The 20,374-nt window shown below is 64.3% G+C and carries 26 protein-coding genes; 20 read left to right on the top strand and 6 right to left on the bottom strand.

The features are described 5' to 3' along the window. From iolE to NBE95_RS08920, 9 genes are all read left to right on the top strand, one after another. Nucleotides 1-897, top strand: coding sequence for a myo-inosose-2 dehydratase (gene iolE / locus NBE95_RS08880; RefSeq protein ID WP_289893539.1), 897 nt, complete (start codon nt 1-3; stop codon nt 895-897). 9 nt (nt 898-906) lie between these two features. Beyond that, on the top strand, nt 907-1,092 hold the full coding sequence (locus tag NBE95_RS08885) for a hypothetical protein (protein WP_289893540.1): 186 nt from the start codon (nt 907-909) through the stop codon (nt 1,090-1,092). Beyond that, entirely contained in the window at nt 1,089-1,895 is an 807-nt protein-coding gene (iolB, locus tag NBE95_RS08890) for a 5-deoxy-glucuronate isomerase (RefSeq protein WP_289893541.1), read from the top strand. The genes NBE95_RS08885 and iolB overlap by 4 nt, the downstream gene beginning before the upstream one ends. A 205-nt stretch (nt 1,896-2,100) precedes the next feature. After that, a complete protein-coding gene (locus NBE95_RS08895; RefSeq protein ID WP_289893542.1) occupies nt 2,101-3,705 on the top strand; it encodes an ABC transporter substrate-binding protein in 1,605 nt (534 codons plus the stop codon). Between the two features lie 72 nt (nt 3,706-3,777). Further along, nucleotides 3,778-4,785, top strand: a complete 1,008-nt coding sequence (locus NBE95_RS08900) for an ABC transporter permease subunit (RefSeq protein WP_289893543.1) — start codon at nt 3,778-3,780, stop codon at nt 4,783-4,785. Continuing rightward, nucleotides 4,782-5,684 carry an ABC transporter permease subunit gene (locus tag NBE95_RS08905; RefSeq protein ID WP_289893544.1) on the top strand — a complete coding sequence of 301 codons (903 nt, stop codon included), beginning with the start codon at nt 4,782-4,784 and terminating at the stop codon, nt 5,682-5,684. The genes NBE95_RS08900 and NBE95_RS08905 overlap by 4 nt, the downstream gene beginning before the upstream one ends. Before the next feature lie 3 nt (nt 5,685-5,687). Next, complete coding sequence (locus NBE95_RS08910; RefSeq protein ID WP_289893545.1) at nt 5,688-6,524, top strand: ABC transporter ATP-binding protein; 837 nt, start codon at nt 5,688-5,690, stop codon at nt 6,522-6,524. After that, a complete protein-coding gene (locus NBE95_RS08915) occupies nt 6,521-7,372 on the top strand; it encodes an ATP-binding cassette domain-containing protein (protein WP_289893546.1) in 852 nt (283 codons plus the stop codon). Before NBE95_RS08910 ends, NBE95_RS08915 begins: the two co-directional genes overlap by 4 nt. Nucleotides 7,373-7,724: 352 nt before the next feature. Then, nucleotides 7,725-8,129 carry a carboxymuconolactone decarboxylase family protein gene (locus tag NBE95_RS08920; protein ID WP_289893547.1) on the top strand — a complete coding sequence of 135 codons (405 nt, stop codon included), beginning with the start codon at nt 7,725-7,727 and terminating at the stop codon, nt 8,127-8,129. 232 nt (nt 8,130-8,361) lie between these two features. Here NBE95_RS08920 and NBE95_RS08925 read toward each other — a convergent pair whose 3' ends face one another. Together NBE95_RS08925 and NBE95_RS08930 are read right to left on the bottom strand one after the other, a co-directional pair. Continuing rightward, nucleotides 8,362-9,063, bottom strand: coding sequence for a LysR substrate-binding domain-containing protein (locus tag NBE95_RS08925; protein WP_289893548.1), 702 nt, complete (start codon nt 9,061-9,063; stop codon nt 8,362-8,364). A gap of 229 nt (nt 9,064-9,292) precedes the next feature. After that, the gene (locus NBE95_RS08930) at nt 9,293-10,459 is read right to left on the bottom strand and encodes a hypothetical protein (RefSeq protein ID WP_289893549.1); all 1,167 of its coding nucleotides are present in this window, start codon (nt 10,457-10,459) and stop codon (nt 9,293-9,295) included. 52 nt (nt 10,460-10,511) lie between these two features. Here NBE95_RS08930 and NBE95_RS08935 point away from each other — a divergent pair, with 52 nt between their 5' ends. The 8 genes from NBE95_RS08935 to NBE95_RS08970 are packed head-to-tail and all read left to right on the top strand — an operon-like array spanning nt 10,512 to nt 13,494. Next, a complete protein-coding gene (locus NBE95_RS08935) occupies nt 10,512-10,745 on the top strand; it encodes a hypothetical protein (RefSeq protein ID WP_289893550.1) in 234 nt (77 codons plus the stop codon). Further along, nucleotides 10,735-11,274 carry a hypothetical protein gene (locus NBE95_RS08940; protein ID WP_289893551.1) on the top strand — a complete coding sequence of 180 codons (540 nt, stop codon included), beginning with the start codon at nt 10,735-10,737 and terminating at the stop codon, nt 11,272-11,274. Before NBE95_RS08935 ends, NBE95_RS08940 begins: the two co-directional genes overlap by 11 nt. Beyond that, nucleotides 11,275-12,033, top strand: coding sequence for a hypothetical protein (locus tag NBE95_RS08945; protein WP_289893552.1), 759 nt, complete (start codon nt 11,275-11,277; stop codon nt 12,031-12,033). Further along, a complete protein-coding gene (locus NBE95_RS08950; RefSeq protein ID WP_289893553.1) occupies nt 12,033-12,716 on the top strand; it encodes a hypothetical protein in 684 nt (227 codons plus the stop codon). Before NBE95_RS08945 ends, NBE95_RS08950 begins: the two co-directional genes overlap by 1 nt. A gap of 9 nt (nt 12,717-12,725) precedes the next feature. Continuing rightward, complete coding sequence (locus NBE95_RS08955; RefSeq protein WP_289893554.1) at nt 12,726-12,884, top strand: hypothetical protein; 159 nt, start codon at nt 12,726-12,728, stop codon at nt 12,882-12,884. Nucleotide 12,885: 1 nt separating this feature from the next. After that, a complete protein-coding gene (locus tag NBE95_RS08960) occupies nt 12,886-13,098 on the top strand; it encodes a hypothetical protein (protein ID WP_289893555.1) in 213 nt (70 codons plus the stop codon). A gap of 20 nt (nt 13,099-13,118) precedes the next feature. After that, nucleotides 13,119-13,277, top strand: coding sequence for a hypothetical protein (locus tag NBE95_RS08965; RefSeq protein ID WP_289893556.1), 159 nt, complete (start codon nt 13,119-13,121; stop codon nt 13,275-13,277). Next, nucleotides 13,267-13,494: a hypothetical protein gene (locus NBE95_RS08970; RefSeq protein WP_289893557.1), complete on the top strand. Its 228-nt coding sequence runs from the start codon at nt 13,267-13,269 to the stop codon at nt 13,492-13,494. The genes NBE95_RS08965 and NBE95_RS08970 overlap by 11 nt, the downstream gene beginning before the upstream one ends. A gap of 169 nt (nt 13,495-13,663) precedes the next feature. Here the strand turns inward: NBE95_RS08970 and NBE95_RS08975 are convergent, their stop codons facing one another. After that, the gene (locus NBE95_RS08975) at nt 13,664-14,941 is read right to left on the bottom strand and encodes a lytic murein transglycosylase (RefSeq protein WP_289893558.1); all 1,278 of its coding nucleotides are present in this window, start codon (nt 14,939-14,941) and stop codon (nt 13,664-13,666) included. Nucleotides 14,942-15,086: 145 nt separating this feature from the next. Beyond that, complete coding sequence (gene epmA, locus NBE95_RS08980; RefSeq protein ID WP_289893559.1) at nt 15,087-16,130, bottom strand: EF-P lysine aminoacylase EpmA; 1,044 nt, start codon at nt 16,128-16,130, stop codon at nt 15,087-15,089. A 120-nt stretch (nt 16,131-16,250) separates the two neighbouring features. Here epmA and efp point away from each other — a divergent pair, with 120 nt between their 5' ends. Next, nucleotides 16,251-16,817, top strand: a complete 567-nt coding sequence (efp, locus tag NBE95_RS08985; protein WP_289893560.1) for an elongation factor P — start codon at nt 16,251-16,253, stop codon at nt 16,815-16,817. A 60-nt stretch (nt 16,818-16,877) separates the two neighbouring features. Here the strand turns inward: efp and NBE95_RS08990 are convergent, their stop codons facing one another. Then, nucleotides 16,878-17,045 (bottom strand): hypothetical protein, encoded by a 168-nt coding sequence (locus tag NBE95_RS08990; protein WP_289893561.1) that lies wholly within the window; start codon nt 17,043-17,045, stop codon nt 16,878-16,880. Nucleotides 17,046-17,159: 114 nt separating this feature from the next. Next, entirely contained in the window at nt 17,160-18,188 is a 1,029-nt protein-coding gene (gene argC, locus NBE95_RS08995; protein ID WP_289893562.1) for an N-acetyl-gamma-glutamyl-phosphate reductase, read from the bottom strand. A gap of 468 nt (nt 18,189-18,656) precedes the next feature. Here argC and panB point away from each other — a divergent pair, with 468 nt between their 5' ends. Next, on the top strand, nt 18,657-19,487 hold the full coding sequence (gene panB, locus NBE95_RS09000) for a 3-methyl-2-oxobutanoate hydroxymethyltransferase (RefSeq protein WP_289893564.1): 831 nt from the start codon (nt 18,657-18,659) through the stop codon (nt 19,485-19,487). After that, entirely contained in the window at nt 19,484-20,332 is an 849-nt protein-coding gene (gene panC / locus NBE95_RS09005; RefSeq protein ID WP_289893565.1) for a pantoate--beta-alanine ligase, read from the top strand. The genes panB and panC overlap by 4 nt, the downstream gene beginning before the upstream one ends. The last annotated feature ends 42 nt before the right edge of the window (nt 20,333-20,374 follow it).

Raw genomic sequence — 20,374 nt, forward strand, 5'->3', positions numbered from 1 at the left:
ATGATCCGCTTTGGAACCAATCCCATCGCCTGGGCCAATGACGACGACCGGTCGATCGGCGCCCATATCCCGACCGAGCAGATCCTGCACGAGGCGGGCGAAGTCATCGGCTTCGACGGCATCGAGAACGGCCATCGCTGGCCCTCGGACCCGCAGCAGCTCAAGGACCTTCTGGGCCGCTACGGGTTGCAGTTCGTCTCGGGCTGGTATTCGACCGCCTTGCTGAGCCGCTCGGTCGAGGAGGAGATCGCGGCGGTGCAAGAGCACCTGGCCAGGCTCAAGGCCAATGGCTGCAAGGTTTGCATCGTCTGCGAATGTTCGAACACCGTGCATGGGCGGCCCGATGTGCCGGTCAACGCCCGGCCGCGCCTGGGCGCCGCGGAAATGGCCGAGTTCGGCCGCAGGATGGAGGAATTCGCCCAGTATCTGGCCGGGCAGGGCATCACGCTGGCCTATCACCACCACATGGGCACCGTGGTCGAAAGCCCCGAGGAGATCGACGCCTTCATGGCCGCGACCGGCCCGGCGACGCATCTGCTGTTCGACAGCGGGCATTGCACCTTCGGCGGCGGCGACCCCGAGGCGGTGCTGAAGAAACATGTCGGCCGGGTGGCGCATTTCCACGCCAAGAACATCCGGCGCGCCGTGACCGAGGAAGTGCGCGCCCGGGACATGAGCTTCCTGCAGGGCGTGCTTGCCGGGGCCTTCACCGTGCCCGGCGATCCCGAGGGCGCCATCGACTTCCGACCGCTGCTGAAGATCCTGGCCGAGGCCGGCTATGACGGTTGGCTGGTGATCGAGGCCGAGCAGGATCCCGACAAGCGCAACCCGCTGGAATACCAGTCGCTGGGCCTGAAGGCGCTGAAGGATATGGCGCGGGCCGCCGGTCTTCACTAACCTGTCGCCATGCTGGTCGATCCCCAACACCCGTTCTTCCGCCCGCTTTGGGTCCGCATTCTCTGCGCGCTGCTGCCGCTTGCCTGGGCGGGCGTCGAGCTGGCGACCGGGAACCTGTTCTGGGCCATCCTGTTCGGGGCGGCGGGGATCTATCTTGTCGTGGCGCTGTTCATCATCCGCAAGGAGGAGCCATGAACCTGTTGCGCAAGCCGGCCGGCCGGCACGGTCTTGTCCATCACCTGACCCCGGAAGACGCGGGCTGGTCCTATGTCGGCTTCGACCTCTGGCGGCTCGCGCCCGGCGAAGTGGCCGAGGGCCATACCGGCGGCATGGAAGCGATCCTGGTGATCGTCGAGGGCAAGGCCCGCATCGGCGGCGCCGGCCGCGACTGGGGCGAGATGGGCGCGCGGCTGGACGTGTTCGAGAAGACGCCGCCGCATTGCCTCTATCTGCCCGATGGCAGCGACTGGCGGGCCGAGGCCGTGACGCCGCTGACGCTGGCCGTCTGCCTTGCCCCCGGCAAGGGCGGGCATCCCGCGCGCCGCATCGGACCCGAGGGCATCGCGCTGACCCAGCGCGGGCAGGGCGCCAATACCCGCTTCATCAACAACATCGCCATGGAGGCCGAGGATTTCTGCGACAGCCTGCTGGTCACCGAGGTCTTCACCCCGGCAGGAAACTGGTCGAGCTATCCGCCGCATCGCCATGATGAGGATGACTTTCCCAGGATGACCTATCTGGAGGAGACCTATTACCACCGGCTGAATCCGCCGCAGGGCTACGGCATCCAGCGGGTCTTTACCGAGGACGGCAGCCTGGACGAGACCATGGCGGTCAAGAACCACGATCTTGTGCTGGTGCCGCGCGGCCACCACCCCTGCGGCGTGCCCTATGGCTACGAGATGTATTACCTGAACGTCATGGCCGGCCCGATCCGCAAATGGCGTTACGAGAATCATCCCGATCACGACTGGATCTGGCAGCGCGACAACGCCTGAGCGCCGCGCGCCGGCCGTTCCGGCGGGCAAGGTCTGCCTTTTCTTCCCCGGGTCTGGCTGGCGAAACGACAGAATCCTGCCGGATTTTTCGGCGTTTCGCTGCGTCATTCCAGCAAAGTGACGGTCAGCCCCGGCAGAGCACTTGACCTGTCAGGCAGATTCGTTTGCATCAGGGCAGGGAATATCTCTAGACATGGGAGGCATTATGTCGTTCTTCTCCACCCGCATGCTTGCGGCGTCGGCCTTTGCGCTGATGGCTGCGGCGCCGCTGCACGCCAAGACCTTCGTCTATTGCTCGGAAGGCTCTCCCGAAGGCTTCGACCCGGCGCCCTATACGGCCGGCACCACCTTCGATGCCTCGGGCCATGCGGTCTACAACCGCCTGGTGCAGTTCAAGCCCGGCACCACCGAAATCGAGCCGGCGCTGGCCGAAAGCTGGGAGGTCAGCGAGGACGGGCTGACCTATACCTTCCACCTGCGCCAGGGCGTGAAATTCCACTCCAACGACAAGTTCACCCCCTCGCGCGATTTCAACGCCGATGACGTGATCTTCACCTTCGAGCGTCAGGCCAAGGCCGACCATCCCTGGCACGAATATATTCCCGGCATCACCTACGAATATTACTCCTCGATGGAGATGGACAAGCTGATCAAGTCCATCGAGAAGGTCGACGACCACACGGTGAAATTCACCCTGAACCAGCCCGAGGCGCCATTCCTGGCCAACGTGGCGATGCCCTTCGTCTCGATCGTGTCCAAGGAATATGCCGACGCGCTGGAGACCGCCGGCACCAAGGAAGACCTGAACAACGCCCCCATCGGCACCGGCCCCTTCAAGTTCGTCGCCTATCAGAAGGACGCGGTGATCCGCTACCAGAAGAACGCCGATTACTGGGGCGAGGCGCCCAAGATCGACGATCTGGTCTTTGCCATCACCCCCGACGCCTCGGTGCGGCTGCAGAAGCTCAAGGCCGGCGAATGCCACCTGATGCCCTATCCGGCCCCCGCCGACCTGGCCGAGATCAAGGCCGACCCCAATCTCAAGCTGGACGAGCAGGCGGGCCTGAACGTCGGCTATCTGGCCTATAACACCACCGTCGCGCCCTTCGACAAGCCCGAGGTCCGCAAGGCGCTGAACATGGCCATGGACAAGAAGGCCCTGGTCGAGGCGGTCTATCAGGGCAGCGCCGAAGTGGCGAAGAACCCGATCCCGCCGACCATGTGGTCCTATAACAACGCCATCGAGGACGATAAGTACGATCCCGAGGCCGCCAAGAAGATGCTCGAGGATGCGGGCGTCAAGGACCTGACCATGGAAGTCTGGGCCATGCCGGTGCAGCGCCCCTATATGCCCAACGCCCGCCGTGCCGCCGAGATGATCCAGAGCGATTTCGCCAAGGTCGGCGTCAAGGTCGAGATCATCAGCTACGAATGGGGCGAATATCTGAAGAAGTCGATGGAGGAAGGCCGCAAGGGCGCCGTCATCCTGGGCTGGACCGGCGACAACGGCGACCCCGACAACTTCCTGTCGGTGCTGCTCAGCTGTGCCGCGGCCACCCCGGGCGGCGCCAACCGCGCCTTCTGGTGCAACCAGGGGTTCTCGGACCTGCTGGCCAAGGCCAAGGCCAGCTCGGACCATGACGAGCGGGTCAAGCTCTACGAAGAGGCGCAGGTCATCTTCAAGCAAGAGGCGCCCTGGGCCACGCTGGCGCATTCGACGCAATATGTGCCGATGGCCAAGAACGTGACCGGCTTCGTGCAGTCGCCGTTGGGCGATTACACCTTCGAATCCGTGGACCTGACCGAATAAGGTCAGCCCCGGATTGATACTCGTGCGGCCGTGCGGGGGAAGCCCCCTGCACGGCCCTTAGGTCAGGGTTCGATGCTCAGATTCATCCTCAAGAAACTGCTTTACCTGGTCCCGACGATGATCGGGATCACGCTGGTGGCCTTCGGCTTCATCCGGCTGCTGCCCGGCGACCCGGTGCTGCTGATGGCCGGCGAGCGCGGCGTCTCGCCCGAACGCTACGCCCAGATCGCGGCGCAGCTCGGATATGACAAGCCGGTCTGGCAGCAATATTTCCACTATCTCGGCAACCTGCTGCAGGGCGACCTGGGCAATTCGCTGGTGACCAAGAAGCCGGTGCTGGCCGAGTTCCTGGCGCTGTTCCCGGCCACGGTCGAGCTGGGGCTGGTCGCCATCGTCCTGGCCACGCTGATCGGCGTGCCGGTGGGCGTCATCGCCGCGATCAAGCGCGGCAGCTGGTTCGACCAGATCTCGATGACCGGGGCGCTGATCGGGTTTTCGATGCCGATCTTCTGGTGGGGGCTGCTGCTCATCATCCTGTTCTCGGGCGTGCTGGGTTGGACGCCGGTCTCGGGGCGCATCTCGCTGATGTATTTCTTCCCGTCGGTGACCGGCTTCATGCTGATCGACAGCCTGCTTTCCGGTCAGGAGGGCGCCTTCGCCTCGGCGCTGAGCCACCTGATCCTGCCCTCGATCGTGTTGGCGACCATCCCGCTGGCGGTGATCGCGCGCCAGACCCGCTCGGCCATGCTCGAGGTGATGGGCGAGGATTACGTCCGCACCGCCAAGGCCAAGGGCCTGTCGCCGCGCCGGGTGATCGGCGTGCATGCGCTGCGCAATGCCATGATCCCGGTGATCACCACCATCGGCCTGCAGATCGGCGTGCTGATGGCCGGCGCCATCCTGACCGAGACGATCTTTTCCTGGCCCGGCATCGGCAAGTGGATGATCGATTCGATCTCGCGCCGCGACTATCCGGTGGTGCAGTCGGGCCTGCTGCTGATCGCCGCCATCGTGATGATCGTGAACCTGATCGTCGACCTGACCTATGGTCTCATCAACCCGAGGATCCGGCACAAATGACCGATACCACCGTCAAGATCTCGGACGCAGCCATTCGCCGCCGGATGCTGCGCGAGTTCTGGTTCTACTTCAGCCAGAACCGCGGCGCGGTGATCGGCCTCGTCGTCTTCGTCCTGCTGGTGCTGACCGCCGTCTTCGCGGCACTGATCGCCCCGCATGACCCCACGCAGCAGTATCGCGACGCGCTGCTGGTGCCGCCGATCTGGCAAGAGGGCGGCCGCGCCGGCTTCCTGCTGGGCACCGATGCGGTGGGCCGGGACATGCTGTCGCGGCTGATCTACGGCGCGCAATATTCGCTGTTCATCGGCATCGTCGTCGTTGCCATCGCCCTGACCGGCGGCATCGTCATCGGGCTTGTCGCCGGCTTCTTCGGCGGCTGGGTCGACTCGGTGATCATGCGGGTCATGGACGTGGTGCTGGCCTTCCCATCGCTGCTGCTGGCGCTGGTGCTGGTGGCGGTGCTGGGGCCGGGCCTGACCAATGCGATGATCGCCATCGCCATCGTCTACCAGCCGCATTTCGCCCGCCTGACCCGCGCCGCGGTGATGGGAGAGAAGGCGCGCGAATACGTCACCGCCGCCAAGGTCGCGGGCGCCTCGAACCTGCGGCTGATGTTCAAGACCATCTTGCCCAACTGTCTGGCGCCGCTGATCGTGCAGGCGACGCTTTCCTTCAGCTCGGCGGTTCTCGACTCCGCGGCGCTGGGTTTCCTCGGCATGGGCGCGCAGCCGCCGGCCTCGGAATGGGGCACCATGCTGGCCGAGGCGCGCGAGTTCATCCTGCGCGCCTGGTGGGTCGTCACCTTCCCCGGCCTGGCCATCCTGGTCTCGGTGCTGGCGATCAACCTGATGGGCGACGGTCTGCGCGACGCGCTCGACCCGAAACTGAAGCGGAGCTGAGCCATGGCCTTGCTGACAATCCGCAACCTGACCGTGCGCTTCGCCACCTCGACCGGCAGCTTCACCGCCGTGGACGGCATCGACGTGCGTGTCGACAAGGGCGAGGTGCTGGCCATCGTCGGCGAATCCGGCTCGGGCAAGTCGGTGTCGATGCTGGCGGCGATGGGGCTTCTGCCCGATACCGCCACCGTCACCGCCGACGAGATGAGCTTCGACGGCCAGGACCTGCTTGGGATGACCCCGCGCCAGCGGCGGCGCATCATCGGGCGCGAGATCACCATGATCTTCCAGGAGCCCATCGCCTCGCTGAATCCCAGCTTCACCACCGGCTACCAGATCGAGGAGGTGCTGCGTTTCAACGCCGGCCTGTCGAAACGCGCCGCGCGGGCCCGGGCGCTGGAGCTTTACCGCCAGGTCGGCATTCCCGACCCCGAGGAAAAGCTGAAATCCTATCCGCACCAGATGTCGGGCGGGCAATGCCAGCGGGTGATGATCGCCATGGCCATCGCCACCAACCCGCGCCTGCTGATCGCCGACGAGCCCACCACCGCGCTCGACGTGACCATCCAGAAGCAGATTCTCGATCTGCTGATGAAATTGCAGGAACAGACCGGCATGGCGCTGATCCTGATCACCCATGACATGGGCGTCGTCGCTGAAACCGCCGACCGGGTGCAGGTGCAATACAAGGGCAAGAAGATGGAAGAGGCCGACGTGCTGTCGCTGTTCGAGGCGCCCAGGCACCCCTATACCCGCGCGCTGCTTTCGGCCCTGCCGGAAAACGCCACCGGCGACCGGCTGCCCACCGTGGGCTCGTTCCTCGAGGAGGCCGCGAAATGAGCACCGGAACCCATGTCGTCGAAGGCCGCAACATCATCCGCGACTATCACGTTCCCGGCTCGCTGACCCGCCGGGCGCGCGAGGTGCGCGCGGTCAAGGGCATCAGCTTTTCGGTGGACCGCGGCAAGACTTTGGCCATCGTCGGCGAATCCGGCTCGGGCAAGTCGACGCTGGCGCGGATCATCGCGCTGATCGACCCGGCGACCGAAGGCGAGCTGCTGATCGACGGCAAGGCGGTGGACATCGGCACGCAGCGGCTGACGCGCGAGATGCGCTCCAAGGTGCAGATGGTGTTCCAGAACCCCTATGGCAGCCTGAACCCGCGCCAGAAGATCGGCGACGTGCTGATGGAGCCATTGTTGCTGAACACCGACACGCCCTCGGCCGAACGGCGCCGCCGGGCCGAGGAGATGCTGGTCAAGGTCGGCCTGCCGCCCGAGGTGTTCAACCGCTATCCGCACATGTTCTCGGGCGGGCAGCGCCAGCGCATCGCCATCGCCCGGGCCTTGATGCTGAACCCGACGCTGCTGGTGCTGGACGAACCGGTCTCGGCGCTGGACCTGTCGGTGCAGGCGCAGGTGCTGAACCTGCTGGCCGACCTGCAGGAGGAGTTCGACCTGGCCTATGTGTTCATCAGCCACGACCTGTCGGTGGTGCGCTACATCGCCGACGAGGTGCTGGTGATGCACAAGGGCGAGGCGGTGGAACAGGGCAGCCGCGAGGCGGTCTTTGCCGACCCCCGGCACCCCTATACGCGCGAGCTGTTCGCCGCGACCCCGATGACGGATGTCGAGGCGATCCGCGAACGGGTGACCCGCCGCCAGGCTCTGCGCGCCGCGACCGCCTGACCCCGCCAGCTGCGCAAAACCCGCCGGGGCGCGCGCGCCGCCGCCGCCTTGGCGGGATTCTCTGGTTTTTCAAACACGCTCGGAGATCCGGGGGGCGAGGCGCACCGCAGCTGGTGAGTTCAAGACGAAACGCGACAAGTCCTGTCAGCATAGCATGATCCGGGCGGGCGGAGACATACGCATCGCAGCCGGGCCGGATCATGCGGTCAGTTGGATGAAGTCATCGTCGTTCAGAGCCCATTGCGGACAGTGATCGGCAGCGTAAGCTAGGTCACTAGCACCACATGGAGGACGGACCTTGTCCAGTAGGGTGAATTATTATCGCGCCGCTCCAGGCGCAATGAAGGCCATGATGGATCTGGAGGAAGCGACCAAGGAACTCTCCATCACAGCGCCAATTCGAGAATTGGTGAAAATGCGCGTATCGCAGATCAATGGTTGCGCCTATTGCCTGAACCTACATGCACCCGAGGCGCGCGCGGCGGGGGTTTCACAGCAAAAACTGGATGTTTTGCCTGCCTGGCGGGAAAGCCCGGCCTTCGATGCAAAAGAGCGTGCGGCGCTCGCATGGTCCGAGGCGCTGACACGGCTGGAAACGACGAATGCCCCTGATGCCGATTACCAGATGCTGGCGGATGCCTTTGATGATCGCGAAAGGGTCGAACTGACGCTCATCATCACGACCATAAACGCATGGAACCGCTTTGCCGTTGGGTTCAGGTCCCAACATCCCATCGCTCGTGTGGCGCAGCCATAGAAAGGCGATGATCGTCTGCTCCGTCCGCGTCTTCCCTGTTCGCGGACGATGGTGTGGATGGTCGCGATTGCCGACAGTACACATTCGTGCATCGAGCGACGAAGGTGTCGGAAGAGCCCACTGCCGAAGTGTCAAATTATCGCTGCGCATGCTCGCCGCATTTCTTCCGCTGCAAAGCGGCAGGCAGGGCGGCTGACTGAAATCGGGCGCAGGCTGTATCTGTTGCCTGCGGTCACGGCGTGCGGGGGCGACGGCACCAGGCGACCAGCGCCTCGGCGAAGATGGACATTGCCGGCGACACCTCGCGCGACGGGTAGTAGAGATAGAACCCCGGCAAGGGTCCGATGCGGTCGTGCAGCACGCTCTCCAGTCGCCCCGTTTCGAGGTCCTCCGCTACCATGTGGTGCCACAGGCAGGTCAGCCCCAGTCCCCGGATCGCGGCCTGCCGCAGCAACGCTCCGTCGTTGAACACCATCGTGGTGGCGTCCCGGAACATCACTTCACCCGTCGGCCCGACGAACCGCCAGGGCATCACGCGGCCCGCCGAATGCATCCGGTAGCCGAGGCACGGATGCCCGGCCAGGTCCTCCGGCCGGACCGGCCGTCCGGCCCGATCAAGGTAGTCGGGCGCCGCGACGACCACCGGCCGGGTCTCCTCGGTCAGGCGCCGGGCGATCATGTCCATCCGCAAAGCCTCATGCCGGAACAGCTTGCGTTGCCGGCTGCGCCGCGCCGTCGCGAGCTGCTGCGCATTCACATGCCAATAGCCATTCGCCATCGGCACATCGGGATCATGCCAGAAGTTGCGGCGGATCTCGCGATGAACGGTCGAACGGTGCCGGCCGAGCTGGACAGCGATTTGTGCCACGCTGAGCTTGCGTTGTAACAGGGCGGCAATGATGCGGCGTTCGGCGAAGCTGAGATGCGAGGTCAAGGGGGCTCTCCTCGGATTGTAACAGCCTGAAAATGAAATGACGGCCAATAAGAGACCATGGCCGTGAAATTTATTCAATGGAATCAATGATTGTTTTCGAATCCGGCGGCGTGGCTGTTCCATTCAGAGGGCAAATAACGCCCATCGAAACTCGTTTGAGACCTCTGATACGCAGCAAAAAAAGCCGCCCATGATGGGCGGCTCGCGAGAGTTCAGGCTTGGATACGGGTCAGATGTCGGATCGGCGGAAGATTTGAGTCGCCACGGGCATGTCTGACAGAATCGGCAAGATCCCGCGCTGCTGCAGGGCTGCATGCATCTCGTCGAGCGTTGCACCCTCGGCTTCGGCCAGTTCGCGGATCGAGATATGGTCGTGCCGGAACTGTTCGAAATCGGGCTTCGCGACCTGATGGCGACGTTTCAGCGGGCCGGTGAGCGGGACAACACGCCGGATGATCGGCGCTCCGCTCTCGTCGGGAATCCGCATGATGTTCTCGAGGATCCGCACCTCGACCCCTAATTCGTTGGCAGCATCTTCCTTGGACATCGCGGCCGTCATCGGTGGTGCCTCCAGAATTCGGAGCAACTGGCGTTCATCGATCAGTAGTCCATCGAAATCAGCCCGCCCGATCATGCCGTAAAGGTCGAGGCTGCCGGACAGGGCCAGCCGGATGATCCGGTCGACCTGCCAATGGGCGTGGCGCGCAGCCGCGCTCAAGGTGGCAAACTGCACGGGGACAAGCGCAAGGGTGGTGGCATTTTCGAAGAGAATGGCCAGAAGGTCCTGAACGGAGACCAAGCTGACCCGCTTCAGGGCATCCGCGTCGCGATCACCAGCAATCCTGTTGCCCAAGACTCTCTCGACCAATCCCGCGTTGAGGACCGCCGCCGCCGTCGTTGTGTCGCAGCCAAGATGGGCAGACAGCGCGTTGGCGGAGACCGATCCCCACAGCTCGCACGCCACGGCTTCGCTTTCGACCGCATCGAAGGTAAGCGCATTCAAAGGTCGGCCGTCATCTGCGGACAACAGTCCCAAGCCGGCGAATACGTCTCTCACCTGCAACCTGGACATTCCGCTCACCGCGGAGAGCGTCGCAAGGTCATGTCGACGCCGTGCAGGCACGACCTCCCCGAAGATGTTCTCCCCGGCTGCGAGAGGGACATTGTCAAGAAGGAACGAGCGCACCAGCGGGCGGAGCGGGGACAGATCCTCGTTCAGCCTGACTGCGTCATAGAGCCTGTCCAAGGCACGGGCGGGGGTGTTGACGCGGGCCTTTTGGCCCCGTTGGCACAGAATATCGTCGAGGGCCTTCAGGATGCCCGCCTCGTCCCGCAGCAGCGCTTCGAAGCCGATCCCGCAAGCATCCCCCAGGTCGCCGGTCGCGTGATCCCGCATGGCATTTCCCAGACACCTCGAAATGCCCACGACCTGATCGAGGCGATATGCCGTGTTCGGTGAAGACGATGGCCATATGCTGACCATCTTCGCGGCGCGGGCCGTCTCGGGCTTCATGGCGAAAGCGGCGCTGACCGGGCTGTTTGGCGCGGCGCAGGTGCTGGGCCAGCCGCTGCGGGTCCATACGACCAAGGTGCGCACCTTCGCCAAGATGATGGGGGCAGGGCGGGCCTCGGTCGCCATCGACGGCGACGGCATCCCCATGGGGGTATTCCATGGGGTCTAAGTCCAAGGCTTCCAGCAGCACCAACAGCACCACGACCACCAACGTCATGGACCGCCGGGCGGTTATGCAGCAGGGTCAACAGATCCTCGACAGCATTGTCGTTGCCAATGACGACAAGGTGGTCAAAGCCGCCCTTTCGCAAATGTCGATCATGGTGGACAGCCTGTCGCGCGGCAATACGGCCTCGGTCCAGCAGCTTGCCAATATGGTGGACCGCGCCTTGAACTTCATCAACAAGGGACAGGCCGATATTACCCGTTTCGGCATGGAGGCCCTTGAAGGCGCGCGCAAAGACCTGCGCGGCATGATGGACAAGGGTGAATATATCATCAAGCTGTCCAACGACACCGTTGGCAAGGCCATGACCATGGCCGAGCGGGTCGCCAACGATCAGGCTGAAAACCAGCGGCAGGCGCTTGAGATCATCGCGGAAACCAAGACCGGCGACTTCACCGACACGCTGCAAAACCTGTCGATTTCCATCATGGGCTTTGCGCTTCTGGCTCTTTACATCGTGAGGAAGCAATAAATGAACGTCAATATCTCGGCGCTGCGCCTCGCGCCCTATTCGGAATTGAAGGTCGAAGGCCGCAATACCCTGGCATTGCTGAACAGCGATGCGCAATGGATCATCGCCCGGATCGGCTCCGAGGCGGTGCGCGTCCCGGCAGGCCATTGCTATCCGATGCCCGCCGATCATGTGACCATCGTCAACCCCTATCCGCGCGCCATCAACGCCACGGTTGCGCGGGGCCTGCCTATTAACTTCGGGCCGGAAAACAAAGATGGCAATCTTTTCAACATCACGTCCTTGCTGTCGCGCGCCGCCATCAAAGATGAAGATACCATCGACCAAGTTTCCCAGAAAAAGGGCTTTTGCGTGATGATGAAAAAGGGCCGGGTCAGGATTAAGATTTACGACAGCGCAACCGATGGTTCGGAAATGGTCTATATCCTGTCCGGGGTTCCGAAATCCTTCATGTCCCACAGGCCTGCCGCAGCTCTAAACAATACCTTTGCGCCGATCTTTCAGGATGGCGAATATGACAATACCATGTATGCGTATAGCGGGATCATGCACAATGCAGCATTGTACAACTGGGTAACAGCCGCCGGCTATGACGGCTTCATGAACGCAACGGCTTTCATGGCGAATTTCGACGGCAAGGAACCCATGGAATTCGTTGTCGATGATCGGACGGCGCTTTTCTATCTGTGCAATAGCCCCAAATTCAAGGCAACGATGGAATTCACCCATCTGGGTTTGAGCGTGGAGGATTACGACTGATGGGTGCGCGCGGAATTCTTATTCTCGGGCTGGCCGGGGCAGGAGCCTTTTACGCCTACAAGCGCGGAATGCTGCCGCAACTCGCGCCGGTTATCGAGGCGGGCGAGGAATGGCTTTCGCATATCCGGCCGATGTCGGAATGGGACGCGCCCAAGCGGGCGGCGGATGCGCGCGCGGCGGCGATCAAAGCGGCCTCGGGCGGGCAGGTGGTTCCGATCCTCGGGCCTGACGAGGTTGTCGAAATGAACCCCTACGAGGCCATGCTGCGCCGGAACATGCGCAACGTCAGCGGCTGGGCGCAACGCAACATCGGCTGGGCGGCGGCAATCGCCAAGGTCGAGAACGGCCCCATGAACCCGCGGCTATCGGGCGACAACGGCACATCGCACGGCGTCTATCAGGTGAAGGTGGCAACCGCCGAAACCTGTTACCGCGCCGGATATACGGCCTATTCCCCGAGCAAGGAAACGCTTCTGACCGAGGAAGGCGGCATTTATTTCGGCACGGCGGAAATGGAGCGGCTTTCGCGGATCAATCCCAATCTGGACTGGATCATCAAAGCCTATAACGGCGGGGCCGGTTTCGAGGGCAAGGACGCCAAATATGTCAAGGCCCGGGAAGCCTATCTCAAAAAGGTCCGGCTGACCTTCGCGAACCTTTACAACGTCACTTTCAGCGCATGAGGGAATGAAATGGGTGCAGTTGTCACATGGGGCGGGCGGCTTGTCCTCGGGGCACTCGGCGTCAAGCTGCTTTCCGATGGGGAAGAGATGACCGAGAACCTGAAACAGGCTGCGCCGTGGATCGTCGCCGGCGTGGCGATCTGGTATATCTCGGTCAAGGGGCGCTGACATGGCGATCGGTGATCTGCTGGGCAGCATCGGGCAGGGCGCGGGCAACGTCGCCGCCTCGGCTGCGGACAGCGCCCGCGAGGCGGTGCTGAGCCAGTATCCCGGTTACGGCAGTCTCTGGACCTATGACGCGGACGGCCTCGACCTGACCGACATGGGCGCGTTTCTGCTCGGGGCGTTCGCTGCAACGCTGTTCTGGGTGGTGGTCAAGTGATGGGCTGGCAGGAGGTTGCCTTGGCGTTCGGCGGCGGCTGCGCGGTGCTGGCCGGGATCATCTGGCGGCAGGTCTCGGGCGATCTGGCCCGGGTGGCGGATCGGCTGGCGGAAGTCGCCCAGGTGGTGCATGGCCACGAAATCCGCCTCGGCATGATCGAGCGCGACGATGCGCGGTAAGTGGCAAGACGACTTCTGGACGGTGCTTCTGGCCGCGCCCTTCATCCTGTGCTTCACGCCCGGCTTGCAAGACGTTGCAGAACAAGGGTTTGTGATCCTTAGCTCAAGCGTTCCGCCTTGGTATCAGACCGGCATGGGCGCGGCGCTGGCATGGGCCTTCGGGAAGGATCGGGCGGCAGAAATCGCCGGTCGGATCATGGGACGGAAGCGCGATTAATCGACAAAACGGGCGGTAGTCTCTTGACGCAACCGCCCGTTTTCAATTAACAAAGTCGCACCACAACCTGACCGAGAAATTGCGTGATAATGGAAATTATGTAAAGTAGATAGCTCCCGACGAGCGACAGCAACACTGCCATCGCTCGCCATTCCAGGACTTGGCTACCTCAGCCGCGACGCAATTGTTCCAGCAACACCGCCGAGGGTTCGCCCGTGACAGGCAAACCGCGCGAGGTCTGATAGGCCTTGATCGCGTTGGTCGTGTTGCTGCCGACATTGCCATCCACGCCTTGCGTGTCGAAACCGCGCACGGTCAGCAGCCGCTGCATTTCCTTGCGTTGCTCAATGCGCAGGCCGGGATGATCGGCCGGCCAGGGATTGGCCAGGCCCGGATAGCCCTTCAGCCGGTCCGCCAGATGCGAGACCGCCAGCGCATAGCTGTCGGCATTGTTGTAGCGCAGGATGGCGTGGAAGTTGCGGGTGATCAGGAAGGCCGCGCCCGAGGGGCCGCCAGGAATGATCAGCTCGGTCGAGGCGCCCGCCGGCGGCAGGGGCCGCGATGTCGCCTGCCGCACGCCCAGCGACTGCCATTCCGAGACGCTGCGGCGCTTGCCCTTGCCGGCAAGCCCGGTGTTGAAGCCGGCGGGCAGCGTGACCTCGACCGCAGCCGGCAAGCCGGCTTGCCAGCCGGATTTCGCCAGGTAATTCGCCGCCGAAGCCAGCGCGTCCGACGGATCGTTCGACCAGATGTCGCGTCGCCCGTCGCCGGTGAAGTCGACGGCATAGGCCAGATAGGTGGTCGGAATGAACTGCGTGTGGCCCATGGCACCGGCCCAGCTGCCGGTCATATGCGCGGGGTCGATGTCGCCCGCTTGCAGGATGCGCAGCGAGGCCATCAGCTGGCTGCGGAAGAAGTCGCCGCGATAGCCCTCATAGGAGAGCGTCGACAGCGCCTCGATCAGCGGCAGGTCGCCGCGGCGCTCGCCATAGGTGGATTCCATACCCCAGACCGCGGCGACGATCTCCTTGTCGACACCATAGGTCGCCTCGACGCGGTTCAGCACGCCGCCATATTGCGCCAGCGCCGCGCGGCCGTTGTTCTGGCGCTTTTCCGAAACCGCGTTCTCGAGATATTCCCAGAGCGATTTCTTGAACTCGGCCTGGTTTTGGGAACGGCGCACCACTTCTGGATTGTAGGTCACGTCGCGGAAGGCGAAATCCAGCGTCCCGTCACTGATCCCCTGCGCGCGCGCATTGGCCTTGAAGCCCTGGATCCAGCCGTTCAGCCCGGCCACCTTGGCAGGCGGCGGATTCTGATTGCGGCCCCATTTGATCTCTTGGCTCTGCTGGGCCACGCCGCCGGGCTGATAGATCCCGCCGGTGCATCCGCCCAGCACCAGCGCCAGAGCCGTCAAGGTGGCCGACACCCGCAATGAAAACCGCATTTCTACCCCTCGCTCGATTGTTTGGACCAGAGTAGCGGGGCCGTGAACAGGCTGGAAGGCGTAATCACAACCGTGGCAACAGCCCGCCCAACAAGCGCCGCCGGGCATTCGCTCCTGCCCAAGACATCCCGGGCCAGCGCCTGCCTTACGAAAGGGACGTCCAAAGAACCTCGTCGATCCGCGGTGCGCCGGTTGCCAGCATCACCAGCCGGTCGAAACCCAGCGCGCAGCCCGAGGCCGGTGGCATGAAGACCAGCGCGGCCAGAAAATCCTCGTCCAGCGGATAACGCTCGCCATAGATTCGCGCCTTTTGCTCCATCTCCAGCAGGAAACGACGGCGCTGCTCGACCGGGTCGGTGAGTTCGCCGAACCCGTTGGCGAGTTCTACCCCGCAGGCGTAAAGCTCGAACCGCTCGGCCTCGCGCGGCTCGTCGGCGGCGCGCCGGGCCAGCGCAGCCTCGGCGGCCGGGTAGCGGTCGAGGATCAGCGGCCGGCCATGGCCCAGATGCGGCTCGACCTTCTCGACCAGCACCCGGGACAGGATGTCGGACCAGCCGTCATCTTCGGCCAGCCTTATCCCCTGCCCCTCGGCCTGGGCGCGCAACGCCGCCGCATCGGTCTCGACCCCGTCGCAGGTCGAAAGCAGGTCGATGCCGGCATAATCGCGGAACGCCTGCGCCACGGTCATCACCTCGGGCGTGGCATAGGGATCGCATTCGGCGCCGCGAAAGCGCAGCAACTCGGTGCCGGCACATTCTGCGGCATGCCGCAGATACTGCGCGCAATCATCGAAAAGGACACGATAATCCTGGCCGACACGATACCATTCCAGCATGGTGAACTCGGGACTGTGCAACGCCCCGCGCTCGCGGTTGCGCCAGACATGGCTGAAGGCGAAGATGCGCTCCTCGCCCGCCGCCAGCAGCTTTTTCATGGCGAATTCGGGGCTGGTGTGCAGATACATCGGCCGAGGCATCCCGTCATTGCCGATCTGCCGGGTCTCGAAGGCGTGCAGATGCGCCTCGTTTCCCGGACTTACCGCAAGGGCCAGCGGGTCGACCTCGGTGAAATCCTGCGCTTCGAGCCAGTCGCGGAGCGCGCGCTGGATGCGGTTGCGGGCCAAGAGCAGCGGCCGGCGCCCGGCATGGCGGTCTCGGTCCCACCACGGGCTTTCAAGGGCGGTTTTCATCGCGAACCTCGTTTTTCGCTGCTTGCGACTGGCGCGAGGCCGCGCGAGGCGCTAAGGGAACTCATCATCGCCGGCATAGCCGGCGCGTCGGAATTTGAAAAGCAGGCAAGGGAAACCGCCTTGAAAGTCATCGCCTCCAGCCTTCGCAAAGGCAATGTCGTCGAGATCGACGGCAAGCTTCATGTCGTCCTGACGGCGACGAACTTCCACCCCGGCAAGGGCACGCCGACCACCCAGGTCGAGCTGCGCCGCATCGCCGACGGCAACAAGGTCTCGGAACGCTGGAAGACCACCGAGCAGGTCGAGCGCGCCCATGTCGACGAACGCGCCTATAACTTCCTCTACGAGGACGGCGAGGGGTTCCATTTCATGGAGCCGGAAAGCTACGAGCAGGTCGTGGTCTCGCCCGACGTGGTCGGCGACGACAAGGTGTTCCTGGAAGACGGCATCAGCGTCTTCCTGCAGGTCCATAACGGCGTCGCCATCGCCATCGAACTGCCGCAGAAGGTCACCGTCGAGGTGGTCGAAACCGAGCCGGTGGTCAAAGGCCAGACCGCCTCGTCCAGCTACAAGCCGGCCATGGCGCATAACGGCGTGCGGATCATGGTGCCGCCGCATATCGGCGTCGGCACCAAGGTGATTATCAACACCGCCGACCTGACCTATGTGGAACGCGCCAAGGCCTGAGGTCTTGTCGATTGCATGACTGACGGGGCGGGGCCGCGGGCCCTGCCCTTTTTCTTGGCCTCAGTCGGCCGTCGCGGCCCCCACCGTGGCCCCGGCCACGGCGCCGACGGGGCCGGCCACGACCGCGCCGCCGATGCCTCCGGTCGCGGCGCGTTCGGTGGCATTGTCGCCGCAGCCGGCCAGTGCCAGCACCATGACGGAAGCGGCGGTCGCAAACAGGCTACGCATTCCCAATCCTCCTCTGGGGGCGGCGACATGCGCCGCCGCTCTGGCAACAAGACGCGCCGAGAAGGCCCGAAGTTCCCGGGAAAATTCGGAAGAATGCGCCGCAGGCCCCTGGGTTCAGGGAAAGATCGGCGCCAGCATCAGCCCTTCGGTTTCCGGCAGGCCGAGCATCAGGTTCGCGTTCTGCACCGCCTGCCCCGAGGAGCCCTTGCAGAGATTGTCGAGCGTCGAGACCACCAGCGTGCGGCCCGAGATGCGGTCCCCGGTCACGCCGATATGGCAGAAGTTCGAGCCCTGCACATGCGCCATTGCCGGCAATTGCCCGAAGGGCAGCACCACGACGAAAGGCTCGTCGGCATAGGCCGCCGTCAGCGCGGCATGAACCGCCTGCGCCTCGCCCTTCAGATAGCAGGACGCCAGGATGCCGCGGTTCACCGGCACCAGATGCGGGGTGAACTGGATCTGCACCGGCCGGCCGGCCAGCAGCGAAAACTCCTGGTCGAATTCGCCCAGGTGGCGGTGCTTACCGCCCTGCGAATAGCCGGCCACATCCTCGGAGCGCTCGGCGAAAAGCATGTTTTCCTTGAGCGAGCGCCCTGCCCCGGACACGCCGTTCTTCAGGTCGCAGATGATGTCGTCGAGGTCGATCAGCCCTGATCCGATCAGCGGCCGCAGCGCGAACTGTACCGTGGCGGCGTTGCAGCCGGTGCCGGCAACCAGCCGGGCGCCGCGGATCTGGTCGCGATAGAATTCGGTCAGCCCGTAGACCGCCTGCGGCTGGATCTCGGGCGCGGCATGGTCAAGCCCATACCATTTCAGATATTCCGCCGGGTCGCGTAGCCGGAAATCGGCGCCCAGGTCGACGATCTTCACGCTTTCCGGCAGTTGTCCGACCAGCGGCTGGCTCAGGCCATGCGGCAAGGCGCAAAACACCAGGTCGATGGCCGAGAAGTCGATCTCCTCCATCCGGACCAGGGCCGGCAGTTTCAGGTGCCGCAGATGCGGGAAGACCTCGGCATAGCCCTGCCCCGCCTTGCGGTCGGCAGAGAGCGCAGCGATCTCGATCCGGGGATGGGTGGCAAGGATGCGGACCAGTTCCGCGCCCGTGTAACCCGATGCTCCAAGGATGGCAGCTTTCAGCGTCATGTCTCGATCCCGAGGAACTGGCCGCAACGCGGCATCTGCGTTCGATGGACCCGCGCGAAGGGGCCTTGCAGCGGACTATGCCCGGGTCGGTTCGGTGTCAAGGAAGGTCGGCACTGCGGCCACGCGCAGAACCTAAAATTTATCGATGAATAGATTATATTTATTTGATATTACTTAAATTATAGTCTGGTCACGCTCTGGCCGTCCGGCCGTTTTCCGCCTCTTTCCATGCCGTGGCATCGTGCCGGGATGCAAGGCGAATGGGACGCGGATCTCTTGACCAGAAGCCAAGATATTGCAATCAATGCCTTGATATAAAAGGTTTCATTGCGGATCTCCTGCAACCCGGATCAGCTCCTTCTTTTCATGCGCCTGGATCGCGCCCCGCCTCATTTTATTGCGAGACATCCCGGCGCGAATCCAATATTCGGGCACCGGCCGCCGCGGCCGAGGACAAGGGAGAGAGAGATGAGCGCGACCCCCGATCGCAAGGGCCGGCTTGGCCCCGGCGACATCCGTGCCCGCAAGGGCGTCGAGCCCGTGGTCTGCCTGACCGCCTATACCACCCCCATGGCCCGTCTCGTCGATGCGCATTGCGACCTGGTGCTGGTGGGTGACAGCCTGGGCATGGTGTTGCACGGCCTGCCATCGACCCTGGGCGTGACGATGGAGATGATGGTCCTGCATGGCCGCGCCGTGGCGCGCGGCAGCTCGCGCGCCTGCATGGTGGTGGACATGCCCTTCGGCAGTTACGAGGAAGGCCCCGAGCAGGCTTTCCGCAACGCCGCGCGGCTGATGGCCGAGACCGGCTGTCAGGCGGTCAAGCTGGAAGGCGGCCGGCACATGGCCGAGACCGTGGCCTTCCTGGTGGCGCGCGGCATCCCGGTCATGGGCCATGTCGGACTGACGCCGCAATCGGTGAACACGCTCGGCGGCTACAAGGTGCAGGGCCGCGGCCATCACGAGGCCGACCGCATTGCCGGCGATGCCGCGGCGCTGGCCGATGCCGGCGCCTTCGCCGTGGTGCTGGAAAAGCTGCCCGCGGCGCTCGGCCGCCGCATCACGCAAGAGATCGCCGTGCCCACTATCGGCATCGGCGCGGGCGTCGATTGCGACGGCCAGGTGCTGGTGGTGGACGACATGCTGGGCCTGTTCTCGGAGTTCCGGCCCAAATTCGTCAAGCGCTATGCCGAACTGGGCCAGGATGCCGAGGCCGCGATCGCTGCCTATGCCGCAGAGGTGCGGGCCCGCAGCTTCCCCGGCCCCGAACATGTCTTCGGCGAGGGCAAGCCGGAATGAACACGGCGATCGTCCGGCCGCTGGCCGAGCTGCGCGACAAGGTCCGGGACTGGAAATGCCGGGGCGAAACCATCGGCGTCGTCCCCACCATGGGGGCGCTGCACGAAGGGCATCTGAGCCTGGTCCGCGCTGCGAAGGCCGCTTGCGACCGGGTGATCGTGACGCTGTTCGTGAATCCGCGCCAGTTCAACAATGCCGAGGATTTCGCGAAATATCCGCGCACCGAACATGCGGATGCGGCGCTGCTCGGCCCCCTGGGCGTCGACCTGCTGTTCGTCCCGGACGGGAACGAGGTCTATCCGCCCGAGCACGCGACGGTGATCTCGGTCTCGGGCGTCACCGGGCCGCTGGAGGGCGCGCATCGCCCCGGCCATTTCGACGGCGTCGCGACGGTGGTGACGCTGCTGTTCAACATGACCCAGGCCGACCGCGCCTTCTTCGGCGAAAAGGACTGGCAGCAACTGCAATTGGTGCGGCGGCTGGCGCTGGACCTGAAACTGCCCATCGAGATCGTGCCCTGCCCCTGCGTGCGGGCCCCGGACGGGCTGGCGCTGTCCTCGCGCAACCAGCGGCTGACGCCCGAGGGCCGGTCCCGCGCCGCCGCCCTGCCCCGCACGCTGTTCGACGCGGCGCGGCGGATCGAGGCGGGCGAGCCGGCCGCCGGGACGCTGACCGCCGCGCGCGCCGAGCTGGAGGCGGCGGGGATCGGGCCGGTGGAATATCTGGAACTGCGCGACGGCGAGACGCTGCAGGCGCCGCAGCGCGGCCGTCCGGCCCGGCTGCTGGTCGCGGCCTGGCTCGACGGCGTGCGGCTGATCGACAACGTGGCGGTGGTCCTGCCGTGACCATGGGCATTCGGGCAGCGGGAAAACCGCAGGAGTGGTGCC

The organism is Paracoccus sp. TOH (genome assembly GCF_030388245.1).
Taxonomy (GTDB): domain Bacteria; phylum Pseudomonadota; class Alphaproteobacteria; order Rhodobacterales; family Rhodobacteraceae; genus Paracoccus; species Paracoccus simplex.

Excerpts from the sequence above, each read along its gene's own strand:
- NBE95_RS08945 (WP_289893552.1), top strand. The coding sequence starts at position 11,275 with ATGAACGTCAATATCTCGGCGCTGCGCCTCGCGCCCTATTCGGAATTG.
- NBE95_RS08970 (WP_289893557.1), top strand. The coding sequence starts at position 13,267 with ATGCGCGGTAAGTGGCAAGACGACTTCTGGACGGTGCTTCTGGCCGCG.
- NBE95_RS08960 (WP_289893555.1), top strand. The coding sequence starts at position 12,886 with ATGGCGATCGGTGATCTGCTGGGCAGCATCGGGCAGGGCGCGGGCAAC.
- NBE95_RS08955 (WP_289893554.1), top strand. The coding sequence starts at position 12,726 with ATGGGTGCAGTTGTCACATGGGGCGGGCGGCTTGTCCTCGGGGCACTC.
- NBE95_RS08940 (WP_289893551.1), top strand. The coding sequence starts at position 10,735 with ATGGGGTCTAAGTCCAAGGCTTCCAGCAGCACCAACAGCACCACGACC.
- panC (WP_289893565.1), top strand. The coding sequence starts at position 19,484 with ATGAACACGGCGATCGTCCGGCCGCTGGCCGAGCTGCGCGACAAGGTC.
- NBE95_RS08895 (WP_289893542.1), top strand. The coding sequence starts at position 2,101 with ATGTCGTTCTTCTCCACCCGCATGCTTGCGGCGTCGGCCTTTGCGCTG.
- NBE95_RS08915 (WP_289893546.1), top strand. The coding sequence starts at position 6,521 with ATGAGCACCGGAACCCATGTCGTCGAAGGCCGCAACATCATCCGCGAC.
- iolE (WP_289893539.1), top strand. The coding sequence starts at position 1 with ATGATCCGCTTTGGAACCAATCCCATCGCCTGGGCCAATGACGACGAC.
- NBE95_RS08900 (WP_289893543.1), top strand. The coding sequence starts at position 3,778 with ATGCTCAGATTCATCCTCAAGAAACTGCTTTACCTGGTCCCGACGATG.
- NBE95_RS08905 (WP_289893544.1), top strand. The coding sequence starts at position 4,782 with ATGACCGATACCACCGTCAAGATCTCGGACGCAGCCATTCGCCGCCGG.
- NBE95_RS08975 (WP_289893558.1), bottom strand. The coding sequence starts at position 14,941 with ATGCGGTTTTCATTGCGGGTGTCGGCCACCTTGACGGCTCTGGCGCTG.
- NBE95_RS08950 (WP_289893553.1), top strand. The coding sequence starts at position 12,033 with ATGGGTGCGCGCGGAATTCTTATTCTCGGGCTGGCCGGGGCAGGAGCC.
- epmA (WP_289893559.1), bottom strand. The coding sequence starts at position 16,130 with ATGAAAACCGCCCTTGAAAGCCCGTGGTGGGACCGAGACCGCCATGCC.
- NBE95_RS08910 (WP_289893545.1), top strand. The coding sequence starts at position 5,688 with ATGGCCTTGCTGACAATCCGCAACCTGACCGTGCGCTTCGCCACCTCG.
- iolB (WP_289893541.1), top strand. The coding sequence starts at position 1,089 with ATGAACCTGTTGCGCAAGCCGGCCGGCCGGCACGGTCTTGTCCATCAC.
- NBE95_RS08930 (WP_289893549.1), bottom strand. The coding sequence starts at position 10,459 with ATGCGGGATCACGCGACCGGCGACCTGGGGGATGCTTGCGGGATCGGC.
- NBE95_RS08920 (WP_289893547.1), top strand. The coding sequence starts at position 7,725 with ATGGATCTGGAGGAAGCGACCAAGGAACTCTCCATCACAGCGCCAATT.
- panB (WP_289893564.1), top strand. The coding sequence starts at position 18,657 with ATGAGCGCGACCCCCGATCGCAAGGGCCGGCTTGGCCCCGGCGACATC.
- argC (WP_289893562.1), bottom strand. The coding sequence starts at position 18,188 with ATGACGCTGAAAGCTGCCATCCTTGGAGCATCGGGTTACACGGGCGCG.
- NBE95_RS08990 (WP_289893561.1), bottom strand. The coding sequence starts at position 17,045 with ATGCGTAGCCTGTTTGCGACCGCCGCTTCCGTCATGGTGCTGGCACTG.
- NBE95_RS08885 (WP_289893540.1), top strand. The coding sequence starts at position 907 with ATGCTGGTCGATCCCCAACACCCGTTCTTCCGCCCGCTTTGGGTCCGC.